This is a genomic window from Pseudomonas sp. IzPS59 (assembly GCF_014863505.1).
Taxonomy (GTDB): Bacteria; Pseudomonadota; Gammaproteobacteria; order Pseudomonadales; family Pseudomonadaceae; genus Aquipseudomonas; species Aquipseudomonas kribbensis.
The window spans coordinates 3,064,955-3,090,316 of the sequence record NZ_CP062251.1 but is presented as its reverse complement, the minus strand read 5'-3'; the positions used below and the strand labels follow the sequence as shown (position 1 = coordinate 3,090,316).

Here is a 25,362-nt window from a genome sequence, read left to right as displayed (position 1 = left end):
GTCATCGCGTCAATCACGGCGGGCGCCGTGCAAGTCAGCGCCCGCCGCCTCTTCCCCGAGAAAAACTGAACCGTCGCCGCGAGCACCTCTCCATACTTCATGGCCCTGTCGGGTCGCGATGGTCAGGGCGGGCCGCGAACCATGACATTCATTATCTGGGTAACGGTGCTGGGCGCCGTCCTGCTGATGCTGGCGTTGACCTCGTCGTACCTGCGCTGGATGCCGGTCACGACATCGGCCGTGTGCCTGTTGCTCGGCATCGGTATCGGCCCGAGCGGGCTCGATCTGCTGAAACTGCCGCTGGAGCATGCCGCCTCGTGGATGGAGCACCTGACTGAAGTCGCGGTGCTGTTTTCGCTGTTCGTCTGCGGTTTGAAGTTGCGGCTGCCGTTGCGCGACAAGCATTGGCGGATAGCCTTCGGTCTGGCAGGCCCGGTGATGGTGCTGACGATCATCGGCGTCAGCCTGCTGCTGCATTACGTTCTGAAACTGTCGTGGGGGCCGTCGTTGCTGATCGCTGCGATTCTGGCGCCAACCGACCCGGTGCTGGCGGCGCTGGTGCAGGTCAACGATGCGCGGGATGTCGACAGCGTACGCTTTGGACTGTCCGGCGAAGCCGGCTTGAACGACGGCGTGGCCTTCCCCTTTGTGATTCTCGGGCTGTTGCTGCTGCAAGGCGATGGCCTGGCCGCGCAATGGAGCCACTGGGTATTGCGCGATCTGTTCTGGGCGGTCCCTGTCGGTTTGCTGACGGGTTACTGGATGGGTCGCGGCCTTGGTCGGGCCACGCTGGCGTTACAGACGCGCAATGAAGACAGCACCGTCAGCCCGAACGACTATCTGGCACTGGCCTTGATCGCCCTCGCTTTTGTGGTGGCCGAGTCCGTGGGCGGCTACGGTTTTCTGTCGGTGTTCGCCGCCGGACTGGGCCTGCGGCAGGAGGAAGTGAAGTCCACCGGCGCCCATCAGCCGCCGGCCGAGCATCTGGTGCAACCGGTGGTCGGCCACCAGAACGTCGAACCGCAACACGCCGTGCATGGCGACACAGAAGGCCTGGAAGGCAGTCAGGTGGCCGCCGGGATCATGATGGGCGACATGCTCGCTTTCGGTGGTCTGGTGGAACGGGCCATGGAAGTGTTTTTGGTGACCCTGCTCGGCGTGGTGTTGGTCACCCATTGGGACTGGCGGGCGCTTTGGGTCGGCGCTGTGCTGTTCTGTGTCATCCGCCCGGCCTGTGTGGCGTTGATGCCATGGGGATCACTGCTGGTGTGGCGTCAGCGGATGTTGATCGGCTGGTTCGGCATTCGTGGCATCGGCAGCCTGTTCTATCTGTTCTACGCCTTGAACCACGGCCTGGGCGAGACAATGGCCGCGCAGTGTACCGATCTCACCCTTTCAGTCGTGGCCCTGAGCATTTTGCTGCACGGGATCAGCACCCAGCCGCTCCTTGCCCGTTACGAACAGCGTAAACAAGCTGATGCCTGACCTCACTTCATCGACTGGGCGATGATCTCCACCAGTTGCATCTGATTGAACGGTTTCGACAGCCGTGGCAGTTGTGCCGCAAAACCTTCGAGGCGCTCGGCATAACCGGTGGCCAGGATGATTGGCAGATCCGGCTTGAGCACGCGCACGGCATGGGCCAGCTGCGCGCCGTTCATTTTCGGCATGGCCATGTCGGTGATCATCAAGTCGATCACTTCCCCTTGATCAAACAACTCCAGTGCCTGCGCACCGGAGGCCGCGCCGATGACCCGATGCCCCAGATCCTCCAGCAACAGACTGGTGCTGGTGCGCACCAGACTGTCGTCGTCCACCACCAGCACGCTGAGTCGCGGCACCGACGCCATGGACGGCCTCGGGCTCATAGGCTTGGCCGCCATGCCGTCGACGGCGACCGGCAGCCAGAGCTCGGCGCAAGTTCCCTGCCCCTTCACGCTTTTGAGAATGAAACGGCCGCCCAACTGTTCGATGAAACCATGCACCATCGACAACCCCAGCCCGGTGCCCTTGCCGAGGCCTTTGGTGGTGAAGAAAGGATCGGTCGCCGAGGCCAGCGTCGCGTCGTCCATGCCTTCACCGGTATCGGTCACGCTCAGGCAGACATAGCGTCCCGCAGCGAGTGTTGACTGGCTCTGCTGCAAAACCACTCGCGGCTCGGCGCCGATGACCACGCTGCCGCCCTCGGGCATTGCATCGCGGGCGTTGGTGGCCAGGTTGAGGACCGCCAGTTCGAGCTGGTTGGTGTCGGCGAGCACCGCTTCAAGATCGTCGGGAAACTGCGTTTCGATGCGAATCCCCGGCCCCAGTGAACTGCGCAACAGACCGGTGATGCCTTGCACCAGTTTCGGGATGTCCACCGGTTCGGTCTTGAGCTCCTGGCGCCGGGCGAAGGCCAGCATGCGCTGGGTCAGTGACACGCCACGCAGCGCGCCCTGGGTGGCGTTTTCCAGCAGACGGCTGACTTTCGGGTCGTCGCCGACGCGTTTACGCACGATTTCCAGATTGCCGAGGATCACTGTCAGCAGATTGTTGAAGTCATGGGCGATACCGCCACTGAGCTGACCGATGGCCTGCATCTTCTGCGCCTGGAACAGTGCCTCTCGGGTCTGCTCCAGTGCCAGTTGCGCCTGGTAGGCTTCGGTCACGTCACGGGTGATCTTGGCAAAACCGAGCAACGTGCCGGTTTCGCCGCGAATCGCGTCGACCACCACATGGGCCAGAAACCGCGTGCCGTCCTTGCGCAGACGCCAGCTCTTGTTCTCGAAACGGCCCTCACGCACGGCGGTTTCCAGCGCCCGTTGAGGTTCCCCGGTCTCACGGTCTTCCGGGGTGTAGAACATCGAGAAATGCTTGCCGATGACTTCGTTGGGCGCATAGCCCTTGATCCGTTGCGCGCCGGGGTTCCAGTTGGTCACGCGGCCTTCCGGGCTGAGCATGTAGATTGCGTAGTCGGTGACGCCCTGCACCAGCAGGCGGAATTGCTGTTCGCTTTGCTTGAGGGTTTCTTCGGCCATCTTGCGGTCGGTGAGGTCGCGGGTGATCTTGGCGAACCCGAGCAGTTGCCCGTCCGGGCTGTAGATCGGATCGATCACCACGTGGCACCAGAAGTGCGTGCCATCCTTGCGCACCCGCCAGCCTTCGCCTTCAAACCGTCCTTCGCGGATCGCCGTGTCCAGTGCCCGTTGTGGCATGCCGACGGCGCGGTCCTCATCGGTGTAGAACCGCGAAAAGTGTTCGCCGAGAATCTCGGCTTCCTCATAACCCTTGAAGCGTTTGGCCCCGGAGTTCCAGCTGGTGATGATGCCGCCGGGGTCGATCATGTAGATCGCATAATCGACCACGGCATCGATCAACAGGCGAAAGCGCATTTCTTCGATCGCAGCGGACTTCTTGTTCTCGCTCATCAGGCTTGGCTCAAAGCAGATTTTCAATAACAGGAGTATGCGTCAAACCGGCGGATTGAAAAGCCGCATCTGCATGATCGAGCTGCCACCAGCGCGGCAACAGCTGCTGGATGCGGCTCTCGGCGAAGCGGTCGTCGATCAGCATGACCACGCCGCGATCCTGCTGAGTGCGGATCACCCGCCCGGCGGCCTGTACCACTTTCTGCATGCCGGGAAACAGGTAGGTGTAGTCGTAACCGGCGCCGAAGATCGCTGCCATGCGCCGTTTCATCTGTTCATTGACCGGGTTGAGCTGTGCCAGACCCAGCGTGGCGACAAAGGCACCGATCAACCGGGCGCCGGGCAAATCGATGCCTTCGCCGAATGCACCGCCGAGGACAGCGAACCCGACGCCCTGGCTGTGGGCCGTGAACTGATCGAGAAACGCCTGCCGCTGCCCTTCGGCCATGCCCCGTGATTGCTGCCAGATCGGAATGTGTGGATGCCGTTCGGCGAGCAACTGCGCAACCTGTTGCAGGTAATCGAAGCTGCTGAAGAACGCGAGATAGTTGCCCGGGCGCTCGCCGAACTGGCGGGCGATCAATTCGACAATCGGCTCCAGTGACGCCTGACGATGGGTGAACCGGGTGGAAATCTGGCTGACGATCCGCACCTGCAACTGTTCGGCGCTGAACGGCGACTCAACGTCGATCCACACCGTGTCGGCCGGAGTGCCGAGCAGGTCGGCGTAATAGTGACGCGGGCTGAGGGTCGCGGAAAACAGCACGCAACTGCGGGCCGCTTTCAGGCGTGGGCCAAGCAGCGCGGCGGGCACTACGTTGCGCAGGCACAGTTGCGACAGCGGACGTTTGCGGTCGAGGTCGCGCTTGCTGATGTCGAACAGGTAGTTCGCGTCGAACAACTCCGCGACCCGGCCGAATTGCAGCATCTCGAACCAGGCATTCTGCAAGCCGCTGTCGAGCCCTTGCGGGTGATCATTGAGGTAATCGCCAATGCTCGCGCTGCACGACGTGATCGCCTGCAGCAGTTTTTCCGGTGCCTTGTCGTAGGCCTGATACGGCGCCAGTTGTGCGTTATTGAGGGCATTCCATTCACGATTGACCCGTTGCAGGGGCTTCTTCAACGCCTCGGGTGCGGTTTTGCGCACGCTGTTGAAGATTCCCTGATCGAGGGTGGCGCTGTACATCTGCCGCCCGCGCTCGACCAGGTTATGCGCCTCGTCCACCAGCACCGCGACCTTCCATTGATTGAGCTGGGCCAGGCCGAACAGCAGCGCGGTGAAGTCGAAGTAATAGTTGTAGTCCGCCACCACCACATCGGCCCAGCGTGCCATTTCCTGGCTCAGGTAATACGGACACACCGAATGTTGCGCGGCGACTTCACGGATTGCCGCCTGATCCTGCAACTTCAATCGACTGGCGGCTTCACGGGCCGACGGCAACCGGTCATAAAAGCCTTGAGCCAACGGGCAGGATTCGCCGTGACAGGCCTTGTCGGGATGCTCGCAAGCCTTGTCCCGCGCGACCATCTCCAGCACCCGCAACGGCAGGGTTGCATGGTGATCGAACAGCACTTGCGCCGAATCCAGCGCCAGTTTGCGCCCCGGTGTCTTGGCGGTGAGAAAATACACCTTGTCCAGCTGCTGCGGCGCCAACGCCTTGAGCATCGGGAACAGCGTGCCGAGGGTCTTGCCAATGCCGGTGGGCGCCTGGGCCATCAGGCAGCGGCCGGTACTGACGGCCTTGAACACCGACTCGGCGAGATGACGCTGGCCGGGGCGGAAACTGTCGTGGGGAAAGCCCAGTTGCTGCGCCGCCTGATTGCGCGCTTCACGGTGGGCCATTTCCTGCTCGGCCCATGCCAGGAACAAGCCGCACTGTTGTTCGAAGAACTCGCGCAATGCTTCAGCGCTGAAGGCTTCGACCAGGCAGGTTTCCTTTTCGCTGACGATGTCGAAGTACACCAGCGCCAGATTGATCTGTTCCAGCTGCAACCGGCAGCACATCAGCCAGCCGTAGATTTTCGCCTGCGCCCAATGCAGCGCGCGGTGGTTGGCCGGCTGTTTGCTCAGGTCGCCACGGTAGGTTTTGACTTCCTCCAGGCAGTTCTGCGTCGGGTCGTAGCCGTCCGCCCTGCCCTTGACCTTCAAGGTGCGGAACTCGCCCTCCAGCGCCACTTCGCTTTGATAGGCGTCATTACGCCGCGAGGCGACGGTGCGGTGACCGGCGATGCCCTCCAGCGCCGTGGGCGACGGGGTGAAACGCAAGTCGAGGTCGCCGCTCTTGGCGGTGAACTCGCACAACGCCCGCACCGCAATGCTGTAGCTCAAGCGCCCTGCTCCGCCCATTGCACGTAACACACCGCCACCGGCATCTGGTGCGTGTGGCAGAACTCCAGCCAGCGCAGTTGATTGTCCTGCAAGCGGTCGCCGGGGCCTTTGACTTCGATCATCCGGTAGGTCTTGTGCTGCGGCCAGAACTGGATCAGGTCGGGCATGCCGGCGCGGTTGGCCTTGATGTCCAGCAACAGGCGATTGAACCAGTGTTTGAGGTGCTCGGCTGGCAGGCAGGTCAGCGCTTGTTCCAGCAGTTCTTCATTGAGCGCGCCCCAGAACACGAACGGCGATTGAATGCCCCACTTGGCGGCAAACCGGTTGCGGATGGTGTCGGCATAACGGCCGTCATCGAGTTCCGTCAGGCAGGCCTCGAACAGCTCGGCCCGGCGCCCCTGAAAATCCTCGTGGAGCAAATCCGCCGGCCCGCGCTGGAACGGGTTGAAAAACGCCCCCGGCAGCGGCGCGAAAATCGCCGGCCAGCACAGCAGGCCGAACAGCGAGTTGATCAGGCTGTTCTCGACGTAATGCACCGGGCCTGTGTCCTCATGCAGATGCGCCTGCACGTGATATTCCACCGACAGCGCCGGATCGAGCCGAGGCAGGTGCAGATCCAGGCGTTCCACCGGTCTTGGCGCCACGCGTTTGAGCGCCGGCCCGCCAAGTTTACGCCGCAGCCGTGGCAGCGCCCGTTGCAGGCCCTGGTGTTCAGCAGCGCTTTCCGGCGCCTGTTCGGCCAGCGTGCCCAACTCCAGCGCCAGGGCATATTCGCCGCAGCGTTCCAGCACCCGGATCATCCGCAACCGCGCCCCGGGATAGGCACAGCCGCGATAAAGGCTCAGGGCCAGGGCAAATTCGGCGATGCGTTCGCAATGCTGGCCGATCTGGAACAGTAGTTTGCCGAGCCGGCGCTGCAACCACGGGTTGTCGAACTGCAAAACGCTCAGCTCTTCGGCAATCGGCTCGATCGCCTCGCCCGCTTCGAAACGCTGCTGGCAATCGTGCAGGAACAGGCAGGCATCGACGTCGGCACGGCTGCGCAAGCCTCGGGAATCGGCGCCGAGCTCGACTTTTTCGTAGGTGTAGATCCCGAGATCGGCGAGGACGAACTCCGACCAGTCCTGATACAGATTGCCGAAGAACATCAGGCGAAACCGGTCGCACAGTTCCATCAACGTCAGGCTGAACAATCGGTCTGCAATCGCCGGGCACCAGTCATGCCAGCAGCGTGACTCGGGAAACTGCTCTTGCAGGATCGGCAACCAGTCAACCTTGCGACCCTTTGGATCATCGATGGCCGGGCCGAAGGCTTGCATGACTTCAGCCTTCAGCAGCAGATCGAACAGCTCCGGCATCGCCAGCAGCGCTTGCTCGTCCAGCCAGCCATGATCGAGCAACGGCTGCGCAGCCAACGCGATGTTGCCAATCTCCGGATAACTGAGTTTGCCCGCCCGAAAGTGCACGCCCTTGCGCATCACCATCCGCACCAGCAAGCCCTGGGAGCCGCGCGGCAGTGACTTGAAGTTGCGGATGAAGGCATGCTCCGTTTCGCTCATCACGTCGGCATAACGAAGCTCAAGCCAGTCAAGCACTTGCCGGAAGTTGTTGAGGTAATAGAACGGATCGTCGAGGGGGCTGGAAGTCACGGTGATAACGGGCCATGGCAAGCGAATACTGGTTATGCGTACAGATAACAGTTCTGCCCCGACGGGCGCAAACGGAAAAGGATCAGTGGCATCCGCGATTGAGGTTTTTTCGCCAGTCCATCGAACTTTTACCGGGGATTTGGCACCAACCGCGTTAGAGGACCGACACCGGTCGAAATGAATGAGGAATTACCGGGTATGAATTTCAAGACGTTGTTTATGCCGATGACCGTCGTAGCGCTGATGGCGCTGGCCGGTTGCTCCACCCCGACCGTGGTCACCTTGCAGAACGGCACGCAGTATCTGACCCAGGACATGCCGAAAACCAAGTCCGAAGACGGCTTCTATGAGTTCCGGGATATTTCCGGCGCGAAGATCCGGGTCAAGGCCGATGAAGTGGCCACGGTGCGCAAGGAAGACTGACGATTATTCCCACAAAAAAAGGCTGCAATCCTGTAGGAACGCAGCCTTTTTTTTAATTCTTCAGCGGGGTAACGCCATGCCCGGAAGGGAGCCGTCGCAGTTCAACGGGCGTTCACCGCGCCGGACCATTTCTTCCTGCAGGCGCTGGCAACGTTGGCGCTCCTGTTGCGCCATGCGGTCGATGCTCAGGTTGCCGGTCATTTCGGGCTCATTGTTCTCGCCGATGCGAACGGTCACGAACGGTTGTTCGGGCTGGATATGAAAGCGGCTTTTCTCTTCGACCGGTTCGCTGTTCTCGGTGGGTGCCGGTTTCGGCAATTCATCGGAGCTGACACCGTAACGGCTCAGAATCGAGCTGTGAGGCAAATCGGCCCAGACGTTGGCCGACAGCAGCGCCAACCCGACAATACCGATATACCCCTTGAAACCTTTCACGTTTGAATCTCCTGTACTCAATGGCGGCTTGCCCATACATGACGAGTGCGCATGCGATGGCTTTAGTCCGCATTTCCTGTTGGTGCAGGGGTTTGAGTCAGGTAGTGGCCAATGAGTCACTTTTGACAGGGAGAGGGAAAGAATTCCCTCTCCACAGTCACCCTCAGGCGATCACGATGCCATCGGCGCTGAGACTGCTCAGCGAAACCCCGACCAGCGTCACCGAATCAGCACCAAACTTCAGCACCGTATCCTGCCCCACCGACGTGGCATGGGCGCGGAAGTCATCGCCCGGCAACACGCCCTGCACGCCGAGGAACACCAGTTTGTCGTTGCCGTTGAAGCCCACCACCCGATCCTGGCCGAATGCGCCGCTGAACAGGAAGGTATCCGCCCCGCCACCGGACTCCATCAGGTCATTGCCCGCGCCGCCGACGAACACGTCGTTACCCGCGCCGCCGATCAGGTGATCGTTGCCGTCCAGGCCGAACAGCCAGTCGCCACCGGCATGGGCCTTGAGGGTGTCGGCGCCGCTGGTGCCCTTCACGCTCGATTCGTACTGGGTGACGTTGTTGCCGACCTTCAGGCCATCGGCTGTCACGCTGTGGGTCACGTCGTCCTTGAACAGGCCCCAGAGGAAGCCCGGCTCCTTGGTGACGATGCTGCCGATGTCGCGGGTGATGCTGATCCCGCCGTTGGCATCGCGGATGTATAGGTTGCCGGCGCCGTCGTTGGCGAAGTCGAACTTGTTCACCGACTGCTGCAACTCGAGGGTGTTGTTGCCTGAACCGCCGAGGATGATGTTGTAGCCGCCGCTGTCACGGAAGGTGTCGTTGCCGGCACGGCCTTCCAGATAATCGTTGCCGCTGCCGCCCTGGATCAGGTCGTTGCCGTCACTGCCGATGATAAAGGTGCTGCCCTTGTGGATCTCGGCGTTGCGGTTGAGGTCCTGCACCCAGGTGTTGGCCCGCGCCGGGTCCGACAGGTTGGCCACGATAATCGTCGAGTCACGGCTGGTGAGGTCGTAGAACTTCGACTCGATGACCCGGTTCATGCCGTCGCCGTAAGCCGTCGGCAGGTGCGAGATCCAGGTCGGGATGTTGACGATCGAATACGGCAGCACATTCCACGCGTTCGAGGCGTAGTGGTCGTTGAAGCTGACGATGTTGTCGGTCGCCGAGACTTTCGACGCGTCGTGCACGCCCAGCGAGGCGCCGGTGAAGGTCGAGCCGTCGAGGGCACGGAATACCGGGTCGTTCTCGTAGCCGACGTTGAGCACCTTGTCGGTGCTGCTCTGGGTCGGCGAGGCGTAGGCGATGTAGTTGGAGTCCTGGAAGAACCCGCCCCACTTGCTGCCGCTCAGGTCCGCCATGCTGTTGACCGCCAGACCGCCGAGGCTGTGGCCGCTGACCAATACGTCCTTGCCGGTGAGGCCGTTGGCCTTGGCGAAGGCCACCACATTGTTCATCAGATTGCCGAAGGCTTCGCCGACGTAGTTCTTGGCGTAATCCTTGGGGCCGAACGCTGCGAGCAGGTCATTGATGGCGTCGGCGATGGAGTCGCCGATGAGGATTTCCCGTGGGCCGCTGGTGCCGCGAAAGGCGATGCCGATTTCCGTGAGATGCCCTTGGGCGTCGTACTTGCCGAGGATTTCCACTTGCGCGCTGGTGTAACCGGGCTTTTCGCCGAAGAAGGTTCCGCGCACGTCGGTCTTGCCGTCATAGCCCAGTTGCGAGGCGGTGATCGGTGTCCAGCCGGCTTTCTTCACGGCATCAAGGGCAAGTTTTTCCGAGTCGGGGTTCCACGGGATTCCGGGAATCACCCCTTGCGAATCGGTGCCGCCGATCAGCGCACTGATCAGCGTGGCCGGCAGCCCGAGGCCGAAGCCGTTGTGCTGATAGCCGACCGCGAAACCGTTGTCGAGGTTGTGATAGGAGTACAGCGTGATGGCCATGGCATCGCTGAACAACGCCTTGGAATCCGCTGTGCTGAAGTTCTTGTAGTCATACACACCCATTGCTGTTGCCTCTCTCTTTGTTGGAATTATTCAGAGATAGCTCACAACCAGAACGCCCCTCTCGGGGCGCCCCGGAGCATTTCCTTACAACACTTCTGTCATGCAACTCCAATGGGAACCGCCGCAAGCCACGGTGGTTCCCGCACGGAATCAGGCGAACACGAAACTCGAGTCCGACAGGTTAGCCACCCCCACGCCGATCAGGGTCACGGCATAGTCGCCAATCTTCAGCACGGTATCGGCGCCGGACTGCGAAGCGTGTTGCTTGTAGTCGTAGCCCTGCCCCGCGCCCTGCACGCCCATGAACACCAGTTTGTCGCTGCCCTGGTAGCCATTGATCGAGTCGAAGCCGAAGGCGCCGCTGAACAGGAAGGTGTTGTTGCCACCCACCGCATTCATCACGTCATTGCCGGCACCGCCGACGAAGGTCACGTGGGCCTTGTCGCTGACCAGGTGATCGTCGCCGCCCAGACCGAACAGCCAGTCGCCGTCAGCGGTGGCTTTCAGCGTGTCGCCGAGTGCGCCGCCGTTGAGCGAATGGTTGTACTGGGTCAGTTCGGCGCCGTTGGCCAGGCCTTTGCCGGTGACGGTCCAGGTGATTTCCTTGCTGCTCCACATCGAACCGGACTCTTTGCTCACGATTGCGCCGATGTCACGGGTCATGCTGATGCCGCCGTAGGCGTCGCGCACGTACAGCGTGCCGTCGCCGTCGTTGGCGAAGCTGAAGTTCTGCAACGGTTTTTGCAGGTCGAAGATGTTGTGGCCCTGACCGCCCAACAGAATGTTGAAGCCCCCGTCATCGCGGAACAGGTCATCGCCGGCACGACCTTCGAGGAAGTCGTTGCCCGCCCCGCCCTTGAGCCAGTCGTTGCTGTCGGTGCCGATGATGAAGGTGCTGCCGGTGTGCGGCTCGCCGCTGCGGCCCAGATCCTCGACCCAGGTCTTGCCCCGGGACGAGGCTTCCAGGTTGGACACGATGATGGTCGAGTCCTGGCTGGTGAGGTTGTAGAACTTCGAATCGATCACCCGGTTCAGGCCATCGGCATAGCCCAGCGAGCTGTGGGCCGACCAGTTCAGCGGATTGACGATGCTGAACGGCACCAGGTTCTGCGCGGTGGACGCGTAGTTGTCGTTGAAGTTGACGATGTTGTCGGTGGTCGAGTCGTGCGGCTTGTCGTGTTTGCCCATCGACGCCGTGCTGAACGTGGTGCCGTCGAGCACACGGAATACCGGATCGTTCTCGTAGCCGATGTTCAGCACGTTGGTGCCGGTGCTGCTCTGGGTCGGCGAGGCGAAGGAAATGTAGTTGGCGTCCTTGAAGAAACCGCCCCAGTCGCTCGCGCTCAGCTCCGCCACGCTGTTGACCCCCAGGCCGCCGAGGCTGTGGCCGCTGATCAGCACGTCCTTGGCAGCGATGCCATGGGCCGAAGCAAACGCGGCGACGGATTTGAGAAGGTTGTCGAAAGCATTCTTCGCATAGTTCTTGGCGTAATCCACCGGCCCGATGGCGGCCAGCAGGTTGTTTTTCATGTCGCCAAAGGTGTCGCTGTAGCCCAGACCGCCGGTGCCGCGAAAGGCCACACCGATACCGATCAGCTTGCCGGTGGCGTCGTATTTGCCGAGCACTTCCGCCTCGGCGCTGGTGAAGCCGTCCTTCTCGCCGAAGAACGTTCCTTTCGCGTCGGTCTTTCCTTGATAACCCAGGGCCGAGGCGCCCAGTGGCGACCACCCGGTGCCGGGCAAAGTCTGCCCGGTCGGCGTGTAGGAATACAGCGTCAGCGCGATCGCATCGCTGTACAGCGCTTTGCCGTCGGCATTTTTGTAATCGAACAATCCCATGTCGTGCTCTCTCTTCCTTTCAAAAACGGCAGTTCTCTGCAGAACTGCCGCTACACCTTAGAACTGCCAGTCCAGCGTCAGGCCCACACCGTGGTCCTTCTCGTTCGAACCGATCAGTCCGTTGTAGTCCAGGTTGACCCGGACATCGCGATTCAGCGCCAGACCGGCACGAACGCCGACCACCGCTGCATCTCGATCCATCGACACACTTTGCACGTTGAACGCACTGTTGCCATTGACGAAGGCCAAGTGACTGTCGGAATCCACGCTGCTCAGGTTGTGCTGCCAGCCCAGTGTCGCGCCCAGTTCAAGCTGATGTTTGTCCGACAGGGCAAACGTGCGCTTGGCGCGAACGCCGAGGGTCGACAATACCGCGTCACGGTTGTCCTCACCGCCCTTCAGTGCGGCGGCATCACCCTTTTCGGTGAAGCTGTCGCTGTTCAGGTGCACGTAAGCCAGATTGGCGAACGGCTCCAGGTTCATCGGCTGCAGACCGAGATCGTAGGCAGCTTCCGTGAACAGTTGTGCGGTGGTCGCATCGCGTTTGGTTTTCTGCTTGCCGCTGACTCCGGCGAATTGCAGGTCACGTTTGACGTCGATGCGATGCCAGCTGTAAGCCGCGCCGGCGGTCAGGCGCAGGGCATCGATCTGGTGCCCCAGGTATGTACCCAGGTGATAGCTGTCAATCGATGCCGACGAGTGCGTGCCGCTGCCCATGTTCAAAGAACTGTCGCTATAACCGGTAACGAAACCCAAGCGAGTATCTTCAGTAATCAGGCCATCAACGCCGAGCAACAGCCCGCCAATGGAGCTGTTGGAATTGGCATTTTCATGGCCGCCATCGGTCTTGCCCCAGGCACCGAGCACCTTGAACCAGGCGTTGCTGCGGTCATCGGTCGGCGCACCGGCATCGAACAGATCCCGTTCGCGCAGACGCTCGCCCACCGCATCACGCAGGTAACGGCTGTCGTTGATCAGCAATGTGCCGATGGCCGGGTGAATCTCGCCGGACAGTTGCTGGAACGCGTCCTGCGCAACGGCCGCGGTCGGCGACAGCAGCAGGGTTTCGAACAACGCATTGCCCGCCCCCAGACGTTCGGCGGCCGCACCAACGGCGCGCTGGTTCGGGGTCAGGCCGACGCTGGCGAATGAAGCGCCGTTGCGCCCGACATTCAGTTGAACACCGCCCGAGGAGTAATCGAGGGTGCCGCCGAGGAACGCGTAGTTTGGCAAGACCTGACCAAAGCGCCCCTGAATGCCGCCCGCCGCCTGCAAAATGTTGAACTGGCTGCCCAGCAGTGATTTCACTTCAGTCGTGGTCAACAGCGTCGGGCTGTTTTCCAGGGTCAGGGCGACCGTTGCGCCGTCAATGATGGCGGTGCCGCCAGCAACTACACGGTCGCTGCTGGTGGGCGAGACTTCCACGGCATAGGTCGAGCCCGGTTCGAAGGTCACGTCGCCGGCCACGTTCAAGGTGCCGATGGAGTTGCCCGGCGCCACGATACCGCCGCTTTTCGCGGTCAGCGCAGCGATGCGCCCGTTACCGCCCAAAATACCGCCGTCGTTGACCGTGACCGCCGATTGCAGCGAGCCGTTGATTGCCAGTCGGCCACCGTTCACCAGGGTCGGGCCGGTGTAGGTGTTGGCGCCGGTCATCACCAGGGTGCCGATGCCCTGCTTGGTCAGACCGCCGTGGCCGGAAATATCGTTACGCCAGGTGTCGAGCCCGCAAGTGATGTCGGTGCACACGCGCTCGGTGGGCTTGCCGGCGTCGATGATCGCGCCGATGCCTGGCAGATCCGCCACGAACTGGCTGGAACCGTAGGCACCTTCGATGCGGAACTCCGCCGGGATGTCCTGCTCGGTGACGAACATCGCCGGGCCGTCGATGCCCTTGCGCAGGTTGATCATGCCCCAGCCGTACAGGGCGTCGATGCCCGGAGCGCCAAGGTCGGTGGCGGTGGTGCGCAACACGCTGGCGACCTGGGCACCGGTCATGTACGGGAAACGCTCCATCAGCACCGCCACGGCGCCGGCCGCATGTGGCGCGGCCATCGAGGTGCCGTTGTAGTTGGCGTAGCCGGTGGTCAGATCGCTGGCGTTGGTGCCGCCGATGATCGAACTGTAGATCTGCGTACCCGGCGCCGAGACGCAGAAGCTCGCGGTGTAACCGCAACGCGAGGAAAAGGTACTCATGATGTACGGGTTGGCGCTGGTCTGATCCGGGTTCTTCTGCAGGGCGGAGACGGTCATCCAGTTCGGCGCGATTTCCGGCACGAAGTAACCGAGGCCGGCGATGGCGTCCGGGTTGTTCAGGTTGTAGTCGTTGCCGGCGGCAAAAATGGTCACGATCCCGCTGCGTGCGGCAGCGATTGCACCCTCATAGGCGCCGCCGGGCTTGGTGCCGAGCAGCGTGCGGATTTCGTTGAACTGCAATTGCGCGTCGTTGACGGTGAAGTGCGGATACGCCGGGTCGCGGCCGCCGAGGTCGAAACGGTCAGTGATGCCGATGCCCCAGCTGTTGTTGATGATCCGCGCGCCGCTGGCGATCAGGGCATCCCAGCCGGCCTTGTACACCGCGCCGTCGTTGCCACGGACGATGCCGTCTTCCGGGCCCGGGTCGCCGTTGTCGGCACTGATGATCTGCGCCCCGAACGCCACGCCATGCATCGGCCCGCCATCACGGCTCCCCGCCGCGATACCGCCGACGTGGGTGCCGTGAGCGCCGAGTTTGCCGTTGGAGCCTACCGAGGGTGAACCGTCATAGAGGAAGGCATCCCCGGCTTTGACCGGGATATACGGGTCGGTGTATTCGCGGATACCGCTGGTGACCAATGTGATCACTTTGTTCGGGCCGGAAAACTCCGGGTGTGCGGCATAGACCGGCTGGTCGAAGATCCCCAGTTTCACGTTTTTACCGGTGTAACCGGCGGCGTAGGCGTAATCCGCACCGATCGCGCCAAGGCCCCAGTCCGCCTTGAACTCGGCACTTCGCCAACTGGCCGGGTCCCCTGCCCGGCCGTTTTCCACGTAGGGCGCGGCGTGTGCGCTACTCCAGGTGGCCATGGCGCAGAGCAAGGCGCAGTTGAGGGTTTTCAGGCGAAAGCATCCACCCGATTGCGCGGGGGTGTTGTTGTTTTTCATCCAGCGACCTTCCTTAGTGATGTTGCACAAAATCCGTGTGTTCAGCATTTGATTGATCGTTCCCACGCAGGAGCGTGGGAACGATCAATCACGCTCCATCAGAACTGCCAGTTCAGGCTCAGGCCGACGCCGTGACTCTTCTCGCGGCTGGCCAATTGTCCGTTGTAATCAAGGTTTACCCGTACGTCGCGGCTCAGGGCCAGGCTGGCCTGTACCCCCACCAGCGCGGCGTCGCGTACCAGCGGCGAACTTTCGACGCTGTACGGCGCGCTGCCGCTGGCGAAGCGCAAATGCTGTTCGGATTCAATGTCGGTGAGGCTGTGCTGCCAGCCGAGACGTCCACTGACATCGAGTGTCTGCGAGCCCGACAGGTTGATCGTCTTGATCGCCCTGACGCCGAGGGTACTGAGCACCGCATCACGCTGGTCGCCGCTGCTTTTCAATGCCGCAGCATCGCCCTTCTCGGTGAAACCGTCGCTGTCCAGATGCACGTAGGCCAGATTGGCGAACGGCTCCAGAGCCAGCGGTTGCACGTTCAGCCGGTAGGCTGCCTCGCCGAATACCTGAGTGGTGGCGGCATCGACCTTGGCTTTCTGTTTGGCGCTGACGTCGCCGTATTGCAGGTCCCGTTTCACGTCGGCGCGATGCCAGCTGTAGGCCGCGCCGGTGCTCAAACGCCAGGCACCGATGTCATGCCCGGCATAGGCGCCGAGGTGGTAGCTGTCGACCTTGGCCGAAGAATGCGTGCCGGAACCCATGCTCAACGAACTGTCGCTGTAACCGGTGACCAGACCGATGCGGGTCTGCTCGTCCAGCGCACCGTCGACACCGGCCAGCAGGCCGCCAATCGAGGTGCTGTAGCCGGCGGTGTCGTGTCGCGAGTCGGTTGTGCCCCAGGCGCCGAGGGCCTTGACCCAGCCGTTGCCTTGCGCGCTGTTCGCATCGTGCAGGCGTTCGCCGATGGCGTCGCGCAACTGACGGCTGTCATTGATCAGCACCGAACCGAGGGCCGGGTAAATTTCTCCGCTCAATTGCTGGAAGGCTTGCTGTGCATCACTGGCAGTGGCGGACAGCAGCAGGCTTTCGTACACGGAATTTCCGGCACCCATGCCTTCGACGGCGCGGGCCACGGCCCGCTGGTTCGGCGTCTGACCGACACTGGCAAAAGACGTCGCGTTACGCTCGACACTCAGCATGATCCCGTTACCGGTGGACGCGAGGCTGCCACCGATGAACAGGTAATCCGGCACCACCGCGCCGAACTGACCCTGAATACCGCCCACCGCTTGCAGAATATCGTACTGATGACCGAGCAGGCTTTTCGCTTCGGCGGTGCTGAGCAAGGTCGGGCTGTTTTCCAGTGACAGGCTGACGGTGGCACCGCTGATGGTCGCGGTGCCGCCGGCGACGATGCGGTCGCTGGCCGTCGGTGACAGCTCCACCGCGTAGGTCGAGCCCGGTGCGAAGGTCACGTCACCGGCGACGTTCAAGGTGCCGATGGAGTTGCCCGGTGCCACACGACCGCCGCTGTTGGCGGTCAGTGCGCCGATCCGCCCGGAACCGCCGAGGGTGCCACCGTCATTGACCATGACCGCCGACGTCAGCGAGCCGTTGACGCTCAGCAGGCCGCCATTGACCGTGGTCGGGCCGCGATAGGTGCTGTCGCCGGTCAGGATCAAATGCCCGGCGCCGGACTTGATCAGGCTGCCCTGATACACCCGGTTGGCAGCCGCCGCCTCACGGGCCGTGCCGACGGCGTAATCCGTCTGGTCCTGTTGGCTGGCGCCGACCGGAACGCCGTTCTGCCAGCCCTTGTCCTGCAGGGTCTGCTGCCAGGCGGTGTGTTCGGCGAGGTCTTCGCTCTGGCGCTGGATCAGTGCCTTGTCGGAGATGTCGTTGCTCCACACATCGCGTTGCCCGGAGGCCAGATTTGCGTCGAACGCGCCGAGCAACTGCCCCGGCCCGCCCATCGCCCGCTTCAGGTTGGCCACGCCCCAGCCGACCCGCTCGGTCGGCGCATCGGTCACCGAGCCGTCGAGTTGGGTGGCGGTAGTCAGCAGCACTTCCAGCGCCTGCTGGTTGTTCATGTACGGGTATCGCTCCATCACCAGCGCCAGGGCGCCAGTGGCATGGGGCGCAGCCATCGAGGTACCGGACTTGATCCCGTAGCCGCCGTCGGGAACGGTGCTGTCGATCTTTGCCCCCGGTGCGGTGATGCACCAGTACTTGGCGATGCCGCACTGGTTGTACTTCTGCTGATTGCTCTGATCCAGCCCCGACACGGCCAGCCAGTGGCCTTCCAGATCCGGCTGAAAGTACGGCAGCGCCGAGCGCACGCTGGCGTTGGGGTAGCCGCTGTTGCCGGCACTGAACACGTTGATCACACCGCGACGCGAAACGTCGGCGGCGGCATCGAGCCAGGTGCCCTTGTTCCAGTGCTGGGCGTAAGCGGCGTGCAGATCGTCCAGGGTCCGATAGCTGACATCCGGCGGCTGGCTGCCCCAGCTGTTGTTGATCGCCCGCACGCCGGCATCGGCCAGGGCGTCGTACGCCGCTTTGAAATAGCGGGGGTCGGGATTGGGGCCGAACAGGAAACTGTCGTTCTTGTTGGTGTTGCCGACGTAGATCTGCGCATTGAACGCCACGCCGTGCATGCCGGTGCCGTCGCGGGAGGCGCCCATGGTGCCGACCACGTGAGTGCCGTGGGAATCGTTGTTCGGATTGAGCGTGCCGTTGACGCTGAAGAGCGAACCATCGACATAGCTGCCGCTGCTCAACACCGGATGATAACGGTCGCTGGCGAACTCGGGATGGGCGGCGTCGAAACCGGAATCCAGCGCGCCGATCTTCACGCCCTTGCCGGTGATGCCGACGGCGTAGGCCTGATCGGCCTGCATCCGGTCCAGTCCCCAGTCCCGCAGGAATTCGGCGGAACGCCAACTGGCTGGATCGCCGGGTTGACCGGATTCGAGGTATTGCGCCTGAGCCTGGCTGACAGAAATTGCGAGCAACAGGGTGCCGACCGATGCCGGCTTGAAGCGTACGTCCATGTTCACCACTCGTTTTTGTTGTTTGGTGTAAAAACTACGGTGTTATTGCGTCCGAGGGCCTTGCCCGAATGCTTCGTCCACCCGAGCCAGATCCTGCTCGCTCAAGGTGCCGGCGTAGTAATGCAGCTTGGTCCAGGCCATGAGGTAGTCATAGCGTGCCTGGGCCAGATCGCGGCGGGTGGTAAACAGTTGTTGTTCGGCGTTCAGCGCGTCCAGGTTGGTCCGCTCACCGCCGAGGATGCTTTGTTTGGTCGACACCACCAGCGCTTCGGCCGAGGTCAGGGCTTTCTGATAGGCGCGCAGTTTGTTGACGCCGGACAGGCAGGCACTGAACTGGCGACGCAGCTCGATCAGGGTCTCGCGGGTCTTGCCGTCCAGTTCGTATTCCGCCTGCTCCATGTTGCGGCTGGCCTGACGAGTCGATGCTGACACACCGCCACCGGCGTACAGCGGCACGTTGACTTCAAAACCGATGGTGTTGGTCTCGTAGCGCTGGTTGTAGGTGTTGCCGCTTTCCGATTCGTTCTTGCGCATTGCCGCGTAGGCACTGACTTTCGGCAGATGCCCGGCGCGGTTGCGCTCCACTTCAAAACGCGCCACTTCCACAGCCTGACGCTGGGACGCCAGGTTCGGGTTGTTGCTGATTGCCAGTTCGTGCCAGGTGTCGTAGTTGGCCGGCATCAGGGCGAAGGTCTGGAAGTTCTGATCCAGTGGCGCCAGATCGGTGATGTTCACCGCTTGCTCACCGATCAGTGCTCCCAATTCACGCAACGCGGCATCCTGTTCGTTGCGCGCTTCGATTTCCTCGGCCGTCGCCAGTTCATAGCGCGATTCGGCTTCAAGAATGTCCGTCCGCGTGCCTTCGCCTTGCTTGAACATGTGTTCGTTTTGCTGGAACTGCTGCTCGTAGGCCTTTTTCTTGGCCTGGGCGATATCGATCTGATCCTGGGCGAACAGGGCCTTGGTGTAGTTGTCCAGAACCCGTACCAGCAGCTCCTGACTCTTGCCGCGAAAGTTCTCGTCAGCAAACAGCGACTGCGCCACGCCTTTGCGATAGGCCGCATAGGCTTCGTAGTCGAGCAGCGGCTGCTGCAGGGTCAGGGTCGAGCCGTAACTGTTGTAGTTACGCTCTTCAGTGTTGTTCCTTGCCCGGGAGTCGAGGGACGTGGCCTTCGACGTGTTATGGCCCTTGTTGTAGTTGTAACCCAGTTTCGGCAACAACCCGGCGCGGCCGATGGCCCGGTTTTCAAGGCCTGCATCGCGTTCCTTGATCGCGCCGAGAAACACCGGGTCGTTACGTAATGCCTGTTCGTAGATTTCGAACGGCCCCATGGCCGCCACCGCACTGTTGCCCGCGAGCAGCGCGAACGCTGCCGCCAGCATGGAAAGCTTATTCATACAGCCGAACATCCTTATTCTTCAGTCAATGCGGAGCCGGCCCGGTCGAGCAGCGGTTTGAACAGGTAGTTGAGGAGTGAACGTTCGCCCGTGCGCACGAACATTTCCGCCGGCATGCCGGGCTTGATCACCAGGCCGTTGAGCTTCTCCATGGCCTGATCGCTGACGCTGCTGCGCAACACGTAATACGGCGCGCCGGTTTTCTCATCGACCATCTGATCGGCGGAAATCAGGCTGACTTCGCCGGGAACGCGCGGGGTCTTGCTCTGGTTGAACGCGGTGAAGAGGATGTCCACCGGCAGGTGCGTGCCGACCTTGTCGATCAGGTTGATCGGCAGGTGCCCTTCCACTTCCAGGCGCGTGCCTTGCGGGACGATTTCCAGCAGGGTTTCGCCCTGACGCACCACGGCGCCTTCGGTGTGCACGCCGAGATTGACGGCGATGCCGTCCGAGGTCGCAAGAATCTCGCTGTGTTGCAGGTCAAAACCGGCGGAGGTCAGTTGCTCGGACAGGGTGACGCTTTTCAGTTGCGCGTCGGCCAGTTGGCTGCGGACTTCTTTCTGGTATTCCTCACCGTGCTGTTGCAGTTTCAGGCGCGACTCGAGAATGCCCTGCTCCACCCGGCCGCTTTCGCCGGTGTTCTCGGCCAGTTGCTGCTGCACTTGCGACAGCTGACGCTGGTATTCCATCAAGCGGTTGCGCGGAATGTAGCCGTTGTCCGCCAGCGGTTGCAGATTGCTCAGCTGCTGTTGCAGGGAATCGGCCTGAGCATTGAGATCAGTACGGGCGCGGCGCATGCCGGCCAGTTGCGAAGTGGCGCCCTCGATGCTGGCGCGCAATGCAGCCTGCTCGCGGGAGAACGCTTCACGACGGCTGCTGAACAGCTGACGCTGGCCTTCCAGTACCAGCGCCAGACGCGGGTCCGCGTTGTCGCTCAGTTCTGCCGGAAATGTCACCTGCTTGAGGTTGTCGCGCTCGGCCTGCCAGCGTGCCAGGCTGGCCCAGGCCATGCGGTACTGGGCCTGCAGCGATTGCACGTCGGCGGCGACCTGCGTCTGGTCGAGGCGGAACAGGGGCTGGCCCTGCTTCACGATCTCGCCTTCGCGCACCAGGATCCGGCTGACCACACCGCTGCTCATCGACTGCACGGCCTTGCGCTTGCCGGAAACCACCACCGTGCCTTGCACCGGGATCCCCTGATCCAGCGGCGCCAGTGCCGCCCAGGCAAAGAAACTGCCGGCGCCGGCCAGTGCCAGAATCCAGCCCATGCGGGCGAAGAACTTTGCGTCGCGCTCTGGGCGTTCGGTGATGTAGTCGTGTTCCATGCTGGCTTCGTTTTGCGTGTTCATGCTCGCGCTGCTCATACACCCGAATTCCTTGTCGTCGGCTGATACTGTCGGCTCATGCTGAGCCCGGCCGGTGCCTGCGCGGTTTTTTCAGTTTGTTGCGACTGTTGTGGCTGGTTGCCGGACAGCGCCTTGAGCACGTCATGGCTCGGGCCGAAGGCTTGCAGGCGACCATCGTTGAGCACCAACAATTTGTCGGCCTGGGCCAGCACCGAAGAACGATGCGTCACCAGCACCACCGTGGTGCCCTGGGCCTTGAGTTGCACGATGGCGCTGGACAATGCCGCTTCGCCGACGGTGTCGAGGTTGGAGTTCGGCTCATCCAGCACCACCAGGCTTGGTGTGCCGTAAATCGCCCGCGCCAGGGCCACACGCTGTTTCTGGCCGCCGGACAGACCGCTGCCGTCCTCGCCCAGTTGCGTGTCGTAGCCTTGCGGCATGCGCAGGATCATTTCGTGGACCCCGGCCTGTTGCGCGGCGGCCACGACTTTCTGCGGATCGGTCTCGCTGAAGCGAGCGATGTTCTCGGCGATGGTGCCGCTGAACAGTTCGATATCCTGCGGCAGGTAGCCGATGTACGGACCGAGTTCGTCGCGGTTCCAGCGATGGATATCAGCGCCGTCCAGGCGCACCGTGCCGCCGAGTGTCGGCCACACGCCGACCAGCACCCGCGCCAGGGTCGACTTGCCGGAGCCGGAGGCCCCGAGCACGCCCAGTACTTCACCGGCCGCCAGATTGAAATTGATCATGTGCAAGGTCGCGGCGCGTTGCCCGGGCGGGCCGGCACTGACCTGTTCAAAGGTGATCTGGCCTTTCGGTGCCGGCAGTGCCATGGCGTCGTCGCTCGGCGGGAACGATTGCAGCAGGGAATCGAGACGGCGGTAAGCCAGCTTCGCCCCGCTCCACTGTTTCCACACGGCAATCAGCTGATCGATCGGGCTGAGCACCCGGCCCATCAGGATCGAACCGGCGATCATCATCCCGGCGGTCATGTCGCCCTTGATCACCAGCAAGGCACCCAGGCCCAGCACCAGCGATTGCAGGCACAGGCGCAAGGTCTTGCTCAGCGAGCTGATCACCGCGCCAGTGTCGCTGGCCTGGTTCTGCAGACCGAGGAAGCGTGAATGCACCTGGAACCAGCGCTTGCGCAGCGAGCCAAGCATGCCCATCGCCTGAATGGTTTCGGCGTTGTGCAGGTGGCTGGTGGCCAACTGGCTGGACTTCTGCGAGAAACCGGCGGCTTCGCCCAGTGGTTTCTTGGTCATGTATTCGTTGAGGCACGCCAGGGCGATCAACAGCAGCGCGCCGGCCGTGGCCAGCACGCCGAGCCAGACATTGAACAGGTAAATCACAAACAGATAGACCGGGAACCACGGCGCATCGAAGAACGCGAACAGCGCAGGTCCGGTGACGAACTGGCGGATGTGGGTAAGGTCGCCCAGAGACTGGCCAGCGTTGCCCTCGCCCTTGAACAGGTTGCGTTCGAACGCGGCTTGATAGACCCGCAGGTTGAAACGGCGCTCCAGCTGGCTGCCGATGCGGATGACGATGAAGCTGCGCACCACCTCCAGCAGGCCGATGAACGCAAAGAACCCCACCACCATCAACGACAGCATCGCCAGCGTGGTTTCGTTTTGCGAAGACAGCACTCGGTCATAGACCTGGAGCATGTAAATGGAGGGCACCAGCATCAGCACGTTAATCAGTGCGGTAAAGCATCCGACGCTGATCAGAATACTTTTATAGTCACCCAACGCCTTGAATAAGGGAGCGGTGGCCGGGGCCTTCGCCATCTTCATTGATTATTCCTGAAATGATATTTCCCGCCGTACTTGGCGAGACTTCAATTAATTGCCCGTACAGAGGACGGGACATACACCGTCAGTATTGGCTTACACTTCAATAACAACTTTCCCGACTAAATCCGGCGTTGGCGTTATTGCGGACTCGCTTATAACTGTAACGGGGCGCCTTATATTTAAACTGTGAGTCGGTTCCGGTGATCAGGGCTGTTTGGCAGCTCGCTCGAGTGTAATCACCAGGCCTGACTTCAAAGTGCTCAGATAAAGCCCATCACGTTGTCGGCTGAAAAACTGGATTCTTGAGCCTTCCTTTCCAGTGATCGAAAGACCGTCCGGGTCGGGAAACCAGCCGATGGCGCTGTCCTGCAGCCACGCGCTCAAGCAGTCGGCGCCCTTGCCCAGGGTCTGGTTCGCTTCGAGGTCGATCTGGCAGATGTTTGACGGTTTGTCTTGCAGCGCCTGCGCTTCGGGGGCGTCGCTGCGAGCGGTCAGGGTCGCTTGCCACTGCCCGGCAAATACCGATGGATCTTCGAGTCTGAGGCTGCTTGCCATGGTTGTTTCTCCAGAAATCATCATCAGCACCGGCAACAGATACGCCGCCGCTTTGCGGGTAAAAGCGAATTGGATCATAGGAAATTTCACTCCGGCGTGTAGCCTTGCTTACCGGCCAAAGCGATGCAAGTAAAGAAAGCGGCGCATCACGCGCCGCCTTCTTTTTTACATCACGCTACGATGTCGCTGATCGCCGCCTGGCCAACGGTGCTGACCTGGAAGTCCGCCACGCCGTGCCCGGAGAAGTCCACCGACAGCAGGCTGTTGCCGCCCGAGGAGGTCAGGATGGCATCGCCCGCCGCACCGGTGAAGGCGCTGACGAAGTGCAGGCCCGAACCATTGGTGATCGCGCTCAGGTCGATTTTGTCCAGACCGCTGACAAAGTCGAGGATCTGATCGATCGCACCCGGCTTGGAATCGGAACTGGCCGCGAACACGAAAGTGTCCGAACCCGAACCGCCCCACAGCTTGTCGGCACCGCCGCCGCCCCAGATGATGTCGTTGCCGGCACCGCCCTTGAGCTCGTTGGCTGCGCTGTTGCCGATGATCAGGTCGTTGCCCGAACCGCCGATGGCGTTCTCGATGGTGACGCCCTTGGCGATGGACACGTTGCCCACCAGACCGCCAACGTCGGAGAACGAGGCTTCATTGAGGTTGATCTTCTGGTTCTGGGTGAAACCCGAGAAGTCGAAGGTGTCCTTGCCGCCCGCATCCCACACCGAGAACACCAGCTTGTCCGACGATGAGGTCGCGCTGAGGAAATCGCGACCGGCGTTGGAGTTGAAGCCGTAGGTGGTGTCACCGGTACGGGTGGACATGTTCGCGCCGTAGAGCTTCTGAATCGCTGCGATATCGTCCATCAACGGGCCCGAAGCATAGGCTTCGACACCGCCCTTGCTGAAGTTCTGGCTGGTGTTGCTTTCACTCCAGTAACTCATGAGGCTGTAGCCGCGGGTGTCCTGCCCGTAAGAAGCATCCTTGTACGTCGGATTGCCTTCGCCGGCGTTGTAGTCGCCAGGGTGAGACAGGCCTAGGGTGTGGCCGATTTCGTGGGTCAGGGTCTGACGCCCGTAATTGTTCACGCCCGGGTTCTTGTTGACGTCATATCCACTGCCGGTCAGGTACCAGGACTGACCGTCATAGCCTGGCTCGGTGCCTGGCAGGAACGCGAATGCCGCCGCGCCTTCCTGACCGCCGCTGTAGTTACCGAAGGTCATGTGGCCGTCGCCACCTCTGGCTGCTTCGGTAAAGGTCACGTTGGCGACATCGGCCCAGGATTGCATGGCGAGCACCGCCTGGGCTTTTTGCAGGGCACTGAACTGACTGAAACCGGTGACACCCAGGCCGCCGAAGTTGGCCGTCTTGGAGGTCAGAAAGGTGTAGGTCAGTTCGATCTTGCCGCTACCGTCGAGGTCGTGCCAGGAAGCACCGTCTCGCAGCAGTTGAGTTGCGGCTTGATCCACCGAGAAGGAGGGTTTGCCATTGACCGTGAGGTTGCCGCCACGATCGTACTGATGGCTGAAGCTATTGATCTGGTTGAACGCCGAGCTTGGCGCCGCCAGTGGTGCCGCGTTCAGCTGGAAAGCCTGTTCGGCGGTATCAATAGCATTAGCTTTTACTTTCGACATAAACACACTTCCTTGTTTAGCAATGGAACAGTTTTTGTCCGATAGCGACAACCTCTGGCGAGATTGTCCTATCACTCGCCCAATGAAGGCGTAAGAAACCTGACACAATTTGAAATCTGTCGTCTAGCGATTTTTCGAGATCAAATTGAACTATTCCGGGAAAGTCCCGTAAACAAAGCGCGTGCCGCTGAAAGAATGTTGTAAGTGTGGTGAGTTTGCCTAATTGTCTTACGATTTCTTATTTAAATATTAAATATCGGTAAGTTGCTTTTTGTTAGCCGCGTCTCACTTTCCTGCACTTTATTAGTGCAGTGCCAGCGAAGTGACATCAAACAAATAAACA

Annotated in this window: 15 protein-coding genes; 2 read left to right on the top strand and 13 right to left on the bottom strand. The window is 61.6% G+C overall.

Annotated elements, in window-relative coordinates; all coding sequences use genetic code 11:
* Window positions 1-141: 141 nt before the first annotated feature.
* A complete protein-coding gene (locus tag IF189_RS13765) occupies window positions 142-1,485 on the top strand; it encodes a cation:proton antiporter (RefSeq protein WP_192553497.1) in 1,344 nt (447 codons plus the stop codon).
* Window positions 1,486-1,487: 2 nt separating this feature from the next.
* On the opposite strand, the gene IF189_RS13760 is transcribed toward IF189_RS13765, so the two are convergent.
* Genes IF189_RS13760 through IF189_RS13750 form a run of 3 tightly spaced genes read right to left on the bottom strand, consistent with a single transcriptional unit; the run spans window position 1,488 to window position 7,385 of the window.
* Window positions 1,488-3,407: a PAS domain-containing sensor histidine kinase gene (locus tag IF189_RS13760; RefSeq protein ID WP_192553496.1), complete on the bottom strand. Its 1,920-nt coding sequence runs from the start codon at window positions 3,405-3,407 to the stop codon at window positions 1,488-1,490.
* A 10-nt stretch (window positions 3,408-3,417) separates the two neighbouring features.
* Window positions 3,418-5,736 (bottom strand): ATP-dependent DNA helicase, encoded by a 2,319-nt coding sequence (locus IF189_RS13755; protein WP_192553495.1) that lies wholly within the window; start codon window positions 5,734-5,736, stop codon window positions 3,418-3,420.
* Window positions 5,733-7,385, bottom strand: coding sequence for a VRR-NUC domain-containing protein (locus IF189_RS13750; protein WP_192553494.1), 1,653 nt, complete (start codon window positions 7,383-7,385; stop codon window positions 5,733-5,735). Before IF189_RS13750 ends, IF189_RS13755 begins: the two co-directional genes overlap by 4 nt.
* A gap of 198 nt (window positions 7,386-7,583) precedes the next feature.
* On the opposite strand from IF189_RS13750, the gene IF189_RS13745 reads away from it, so the two are divergent.
* Window positions 7,584-7,808, top strand: a complete 225-nt coding sequence (locus tag IF189_RS13745) for a YgdI/YgdR family lipoprotein (RefSeq protein WP_192553493.1) — start codon at window positions 7,584-7,586, stop codon at window positions 7,806-7,808.
* Window positions 7,809-7,868: 60 nt separating this feature from the next.
* On the opposite strand, the gene IF189_RS13740 is transcribed toward IF189_RS13745, so the two are convergent.
* The 10 genes from IF189_RS13740 to IF189_RS13695 form a co-directional block, all read right to left on the bottom strand.
* Complete coding sequence (locus tag IF189_RS13740) at window positions 7,869-8,243, bottom strand: hypothetical protein (protein ID WP_134826799.1); 375 nt, start codon at window positions 8,241-8,243, stop codon at window positions 7,869-7,871.
* A 163-nt stretch (window positions 8,244-8,406) separates the two neighbouring features.
* Window positions 8,407-10,260 carry a polyurethanase gene (locus IF189_RS13735; protein WP_192553492.1) on the bottom strand — a complete coding sequence of 618 codons (1,854 nt, stop codon included), beginning with the start codon at window positions 10,258-10,260 and terminating at the stop codon, window positions 8,407-8,409.
* 150 nt (window positions 10,261-10,410) lie between these two features.
* A complete protein-coding gene (locus IF189_RS13730; protein ID WP_134826797.1) occupies window positions 10,411-12,099 on the bottom strand; it encodes a polyurethanase in 1,689 nt (562 codons plus the stop codon).
* A 57-nt stretch (window positions 12,100-12,156) separates the two neighbouring features.
* Window positions 12,157-15,243, bottom strand: coding sequence for an autotransporter serine protease (locus IF189_RS13725; protein ID WP_192553491.1), 3,087 nt, complete (start codon window positions 15,241-15,243; stop codon window positions 12,157-12,159).
* Between the two features lie 98 nt (window positions 15,244-15,341).
* Window positions 15,342-18,293 carry an autotransporter serine protease gene (locus IF189_RS13720; RefSeq protein ID WP_192553490.1) on the bottom strand — a complete coding sequence of 984 codons (2,952 nt, stop codon included), beginning with the start codon at window positions 18,291-18,293 and terminating at the stop codon, window positions 15,342-15,344.
* A 42-nt stretch (window positions 18,294-18,335) separates the two neighbouring features.
* The gene (locus tag IF189_RS13715) at window positions 18,336-19,703 is read right to left on the bottom strand and encodes a TolC family outer membrane protein (RefSeq protein WP_134826794.1); all 1,368 of its coding nucleotides are present in this window, start codon (window positions 19,701-19,703) and stop codon (window positions 18,336-18,338) included.
* 2 nt (window positions 19,704-19,705) lie between these two features.
* On the bottom strand, window positions 19,706-21,055 hold the full coding sequence (locus tag IF189_RS13710) for an HlyD family type I secretion periplasmic adaptor subunit (protein ID WP_134826793.1): 1,350 nt from the start codon (window positions 21,053-21,055) through the stop codon (window positions 19,706-19,708).
* The gene (locus IF189_RS13705; RefSeq protein ID WP_134826792.1) at window positions 21,052-22,836 is read right to left on the bottom strand and encodes a type I secretion system permease/ATPase; all 1,785 of its coding nucleotides are present in this window, start codon (window positions 22,834-22,836) and stop codon (window positions 21,052-21,054) included. The genes IF189_RS13710 and IF189_RS13705 overlap by 4 nt, the downstream gene beginning before the upstream one ends.
* Window positions 22,837-23,040: 204 nt before the next feature.
* Window positions 23,041-23,469, bottom strand: a complete 429-nt coding sequence (locus IF189_RS13700; RefSeq protein ID WP_167748758.1) for an AprI/Inh family metalloprotease inhibitor — start codon at window positions 23,467-23,469, stop codon at window positions 23,041-23,043.
* Window positions 23,470-23,561: 92 nt separating this feature from the next.
* The gene (locus IF189_RS13695) at window positions 23,562-25,019 is read right to left on the bottom strand and encodes a serralysin family metalloprotease (protein WP_134826791.1); all 1,458 of its coding nucleotides are present in this window, start codon (window positions 25,017-25,019) and stop codon (window positions 23,562-23,564) included.
* Window positions 25,020-25,362: the final 343 nt, after the last annotated feature.

What these genes read in the sequence shown, in the direction of transcription:
- IF189_RS13765 (WP_192553497.1), top strand. Translation starts at nt 142, where the DNA reads ATGACATTCATTATCTGGGTAACGGTGCTGGGCGCCGTCCTGCTGATG.
- IF189_RS13760 (WP_192553496.1), bottom strand. Translation starts at nt 3,407, where the DNA reads ATGAGCGAGAACAAGAAGTCCGCTGCGATCGAAGAAATGCGCTTTCGC.
- IF189_RS13745 (WP_192553493.1), top strand. Translation starts at nt 7,584, where the DNA reads ATGAATTTCAAGACGTTGTTTATGCCGATGACCGTCGTAGCGCTGATG.
- IF189_RS13735 (WP_192553492.1), bottom strand. Translation starts at nt 10,260, where the DNA reads ATGGGTGTGTATGACTACAAGAACTTCAGCACAGCGGATTCCAAGGCG.
- IF189_RS13730 (WP_134826797.1), bottom strand. Translation starts at nt 12,099, where the DNA reads ATGGGATTGTTCGATTACAAAAATGCCGACGGCAAAGCGCTGTACAGC.
- IF189_RS13725 (WP_192553491.1), bottom strand. Translation starts at nt 15,243, where the DNA reads ATGAAAAACAACAACACCCCCGCGCAATCGGGTGGATGCTTTCGCCTG.
- IF189_RS13720 (WP_192553490.1), bottom strand. Translation starts at nt 18,293, where the DNA reads ATGGACGTACGCTTCAAGCCGGCATCGGTCGGCACCCTGTTGCTCGCA.
- IF189_RS13715 (WP_134826794.1), bottom strand. Translation starts at nt 19,703, where the DNA reads ATGTTCGGCTGTATGAATAAGCTTTCCATGCTGGCGGCAGCGTTCGCG.
- IF189_RS13710 (WP_134826793.1), bottom strand. Translation starts at nt 21,055, where the DNA reads ATGAGCAGCGCGAGCATGAACACGCAAAACGAAGCCAGCATGGAACAC.
- IF189_RS13705 (WP_134826792.1), bottom strand. Translation starts at nt 22,836, where the DNA reads ATGAAGATGGCGAAGGCCCCGGCCACCGCTCCCTTATTCAAGGCGTTG.
- IF189_RS13700 (WP_167748758.1), bottom strand. Translation starts at nt 23,469, where the DNA reads ATGATCCAATTCGCTTTTACCCGCAAAGCGGCGGCGTATCTGTTGCCG.
- IF189_RS13695 (WP_134826791.1), bottom strand. Translation starts at nt 25,019, where the DNA reads ATGTCGAAAGTAAAAGCTAATGCTATTGATACCGCCGAACAGGCTTTC.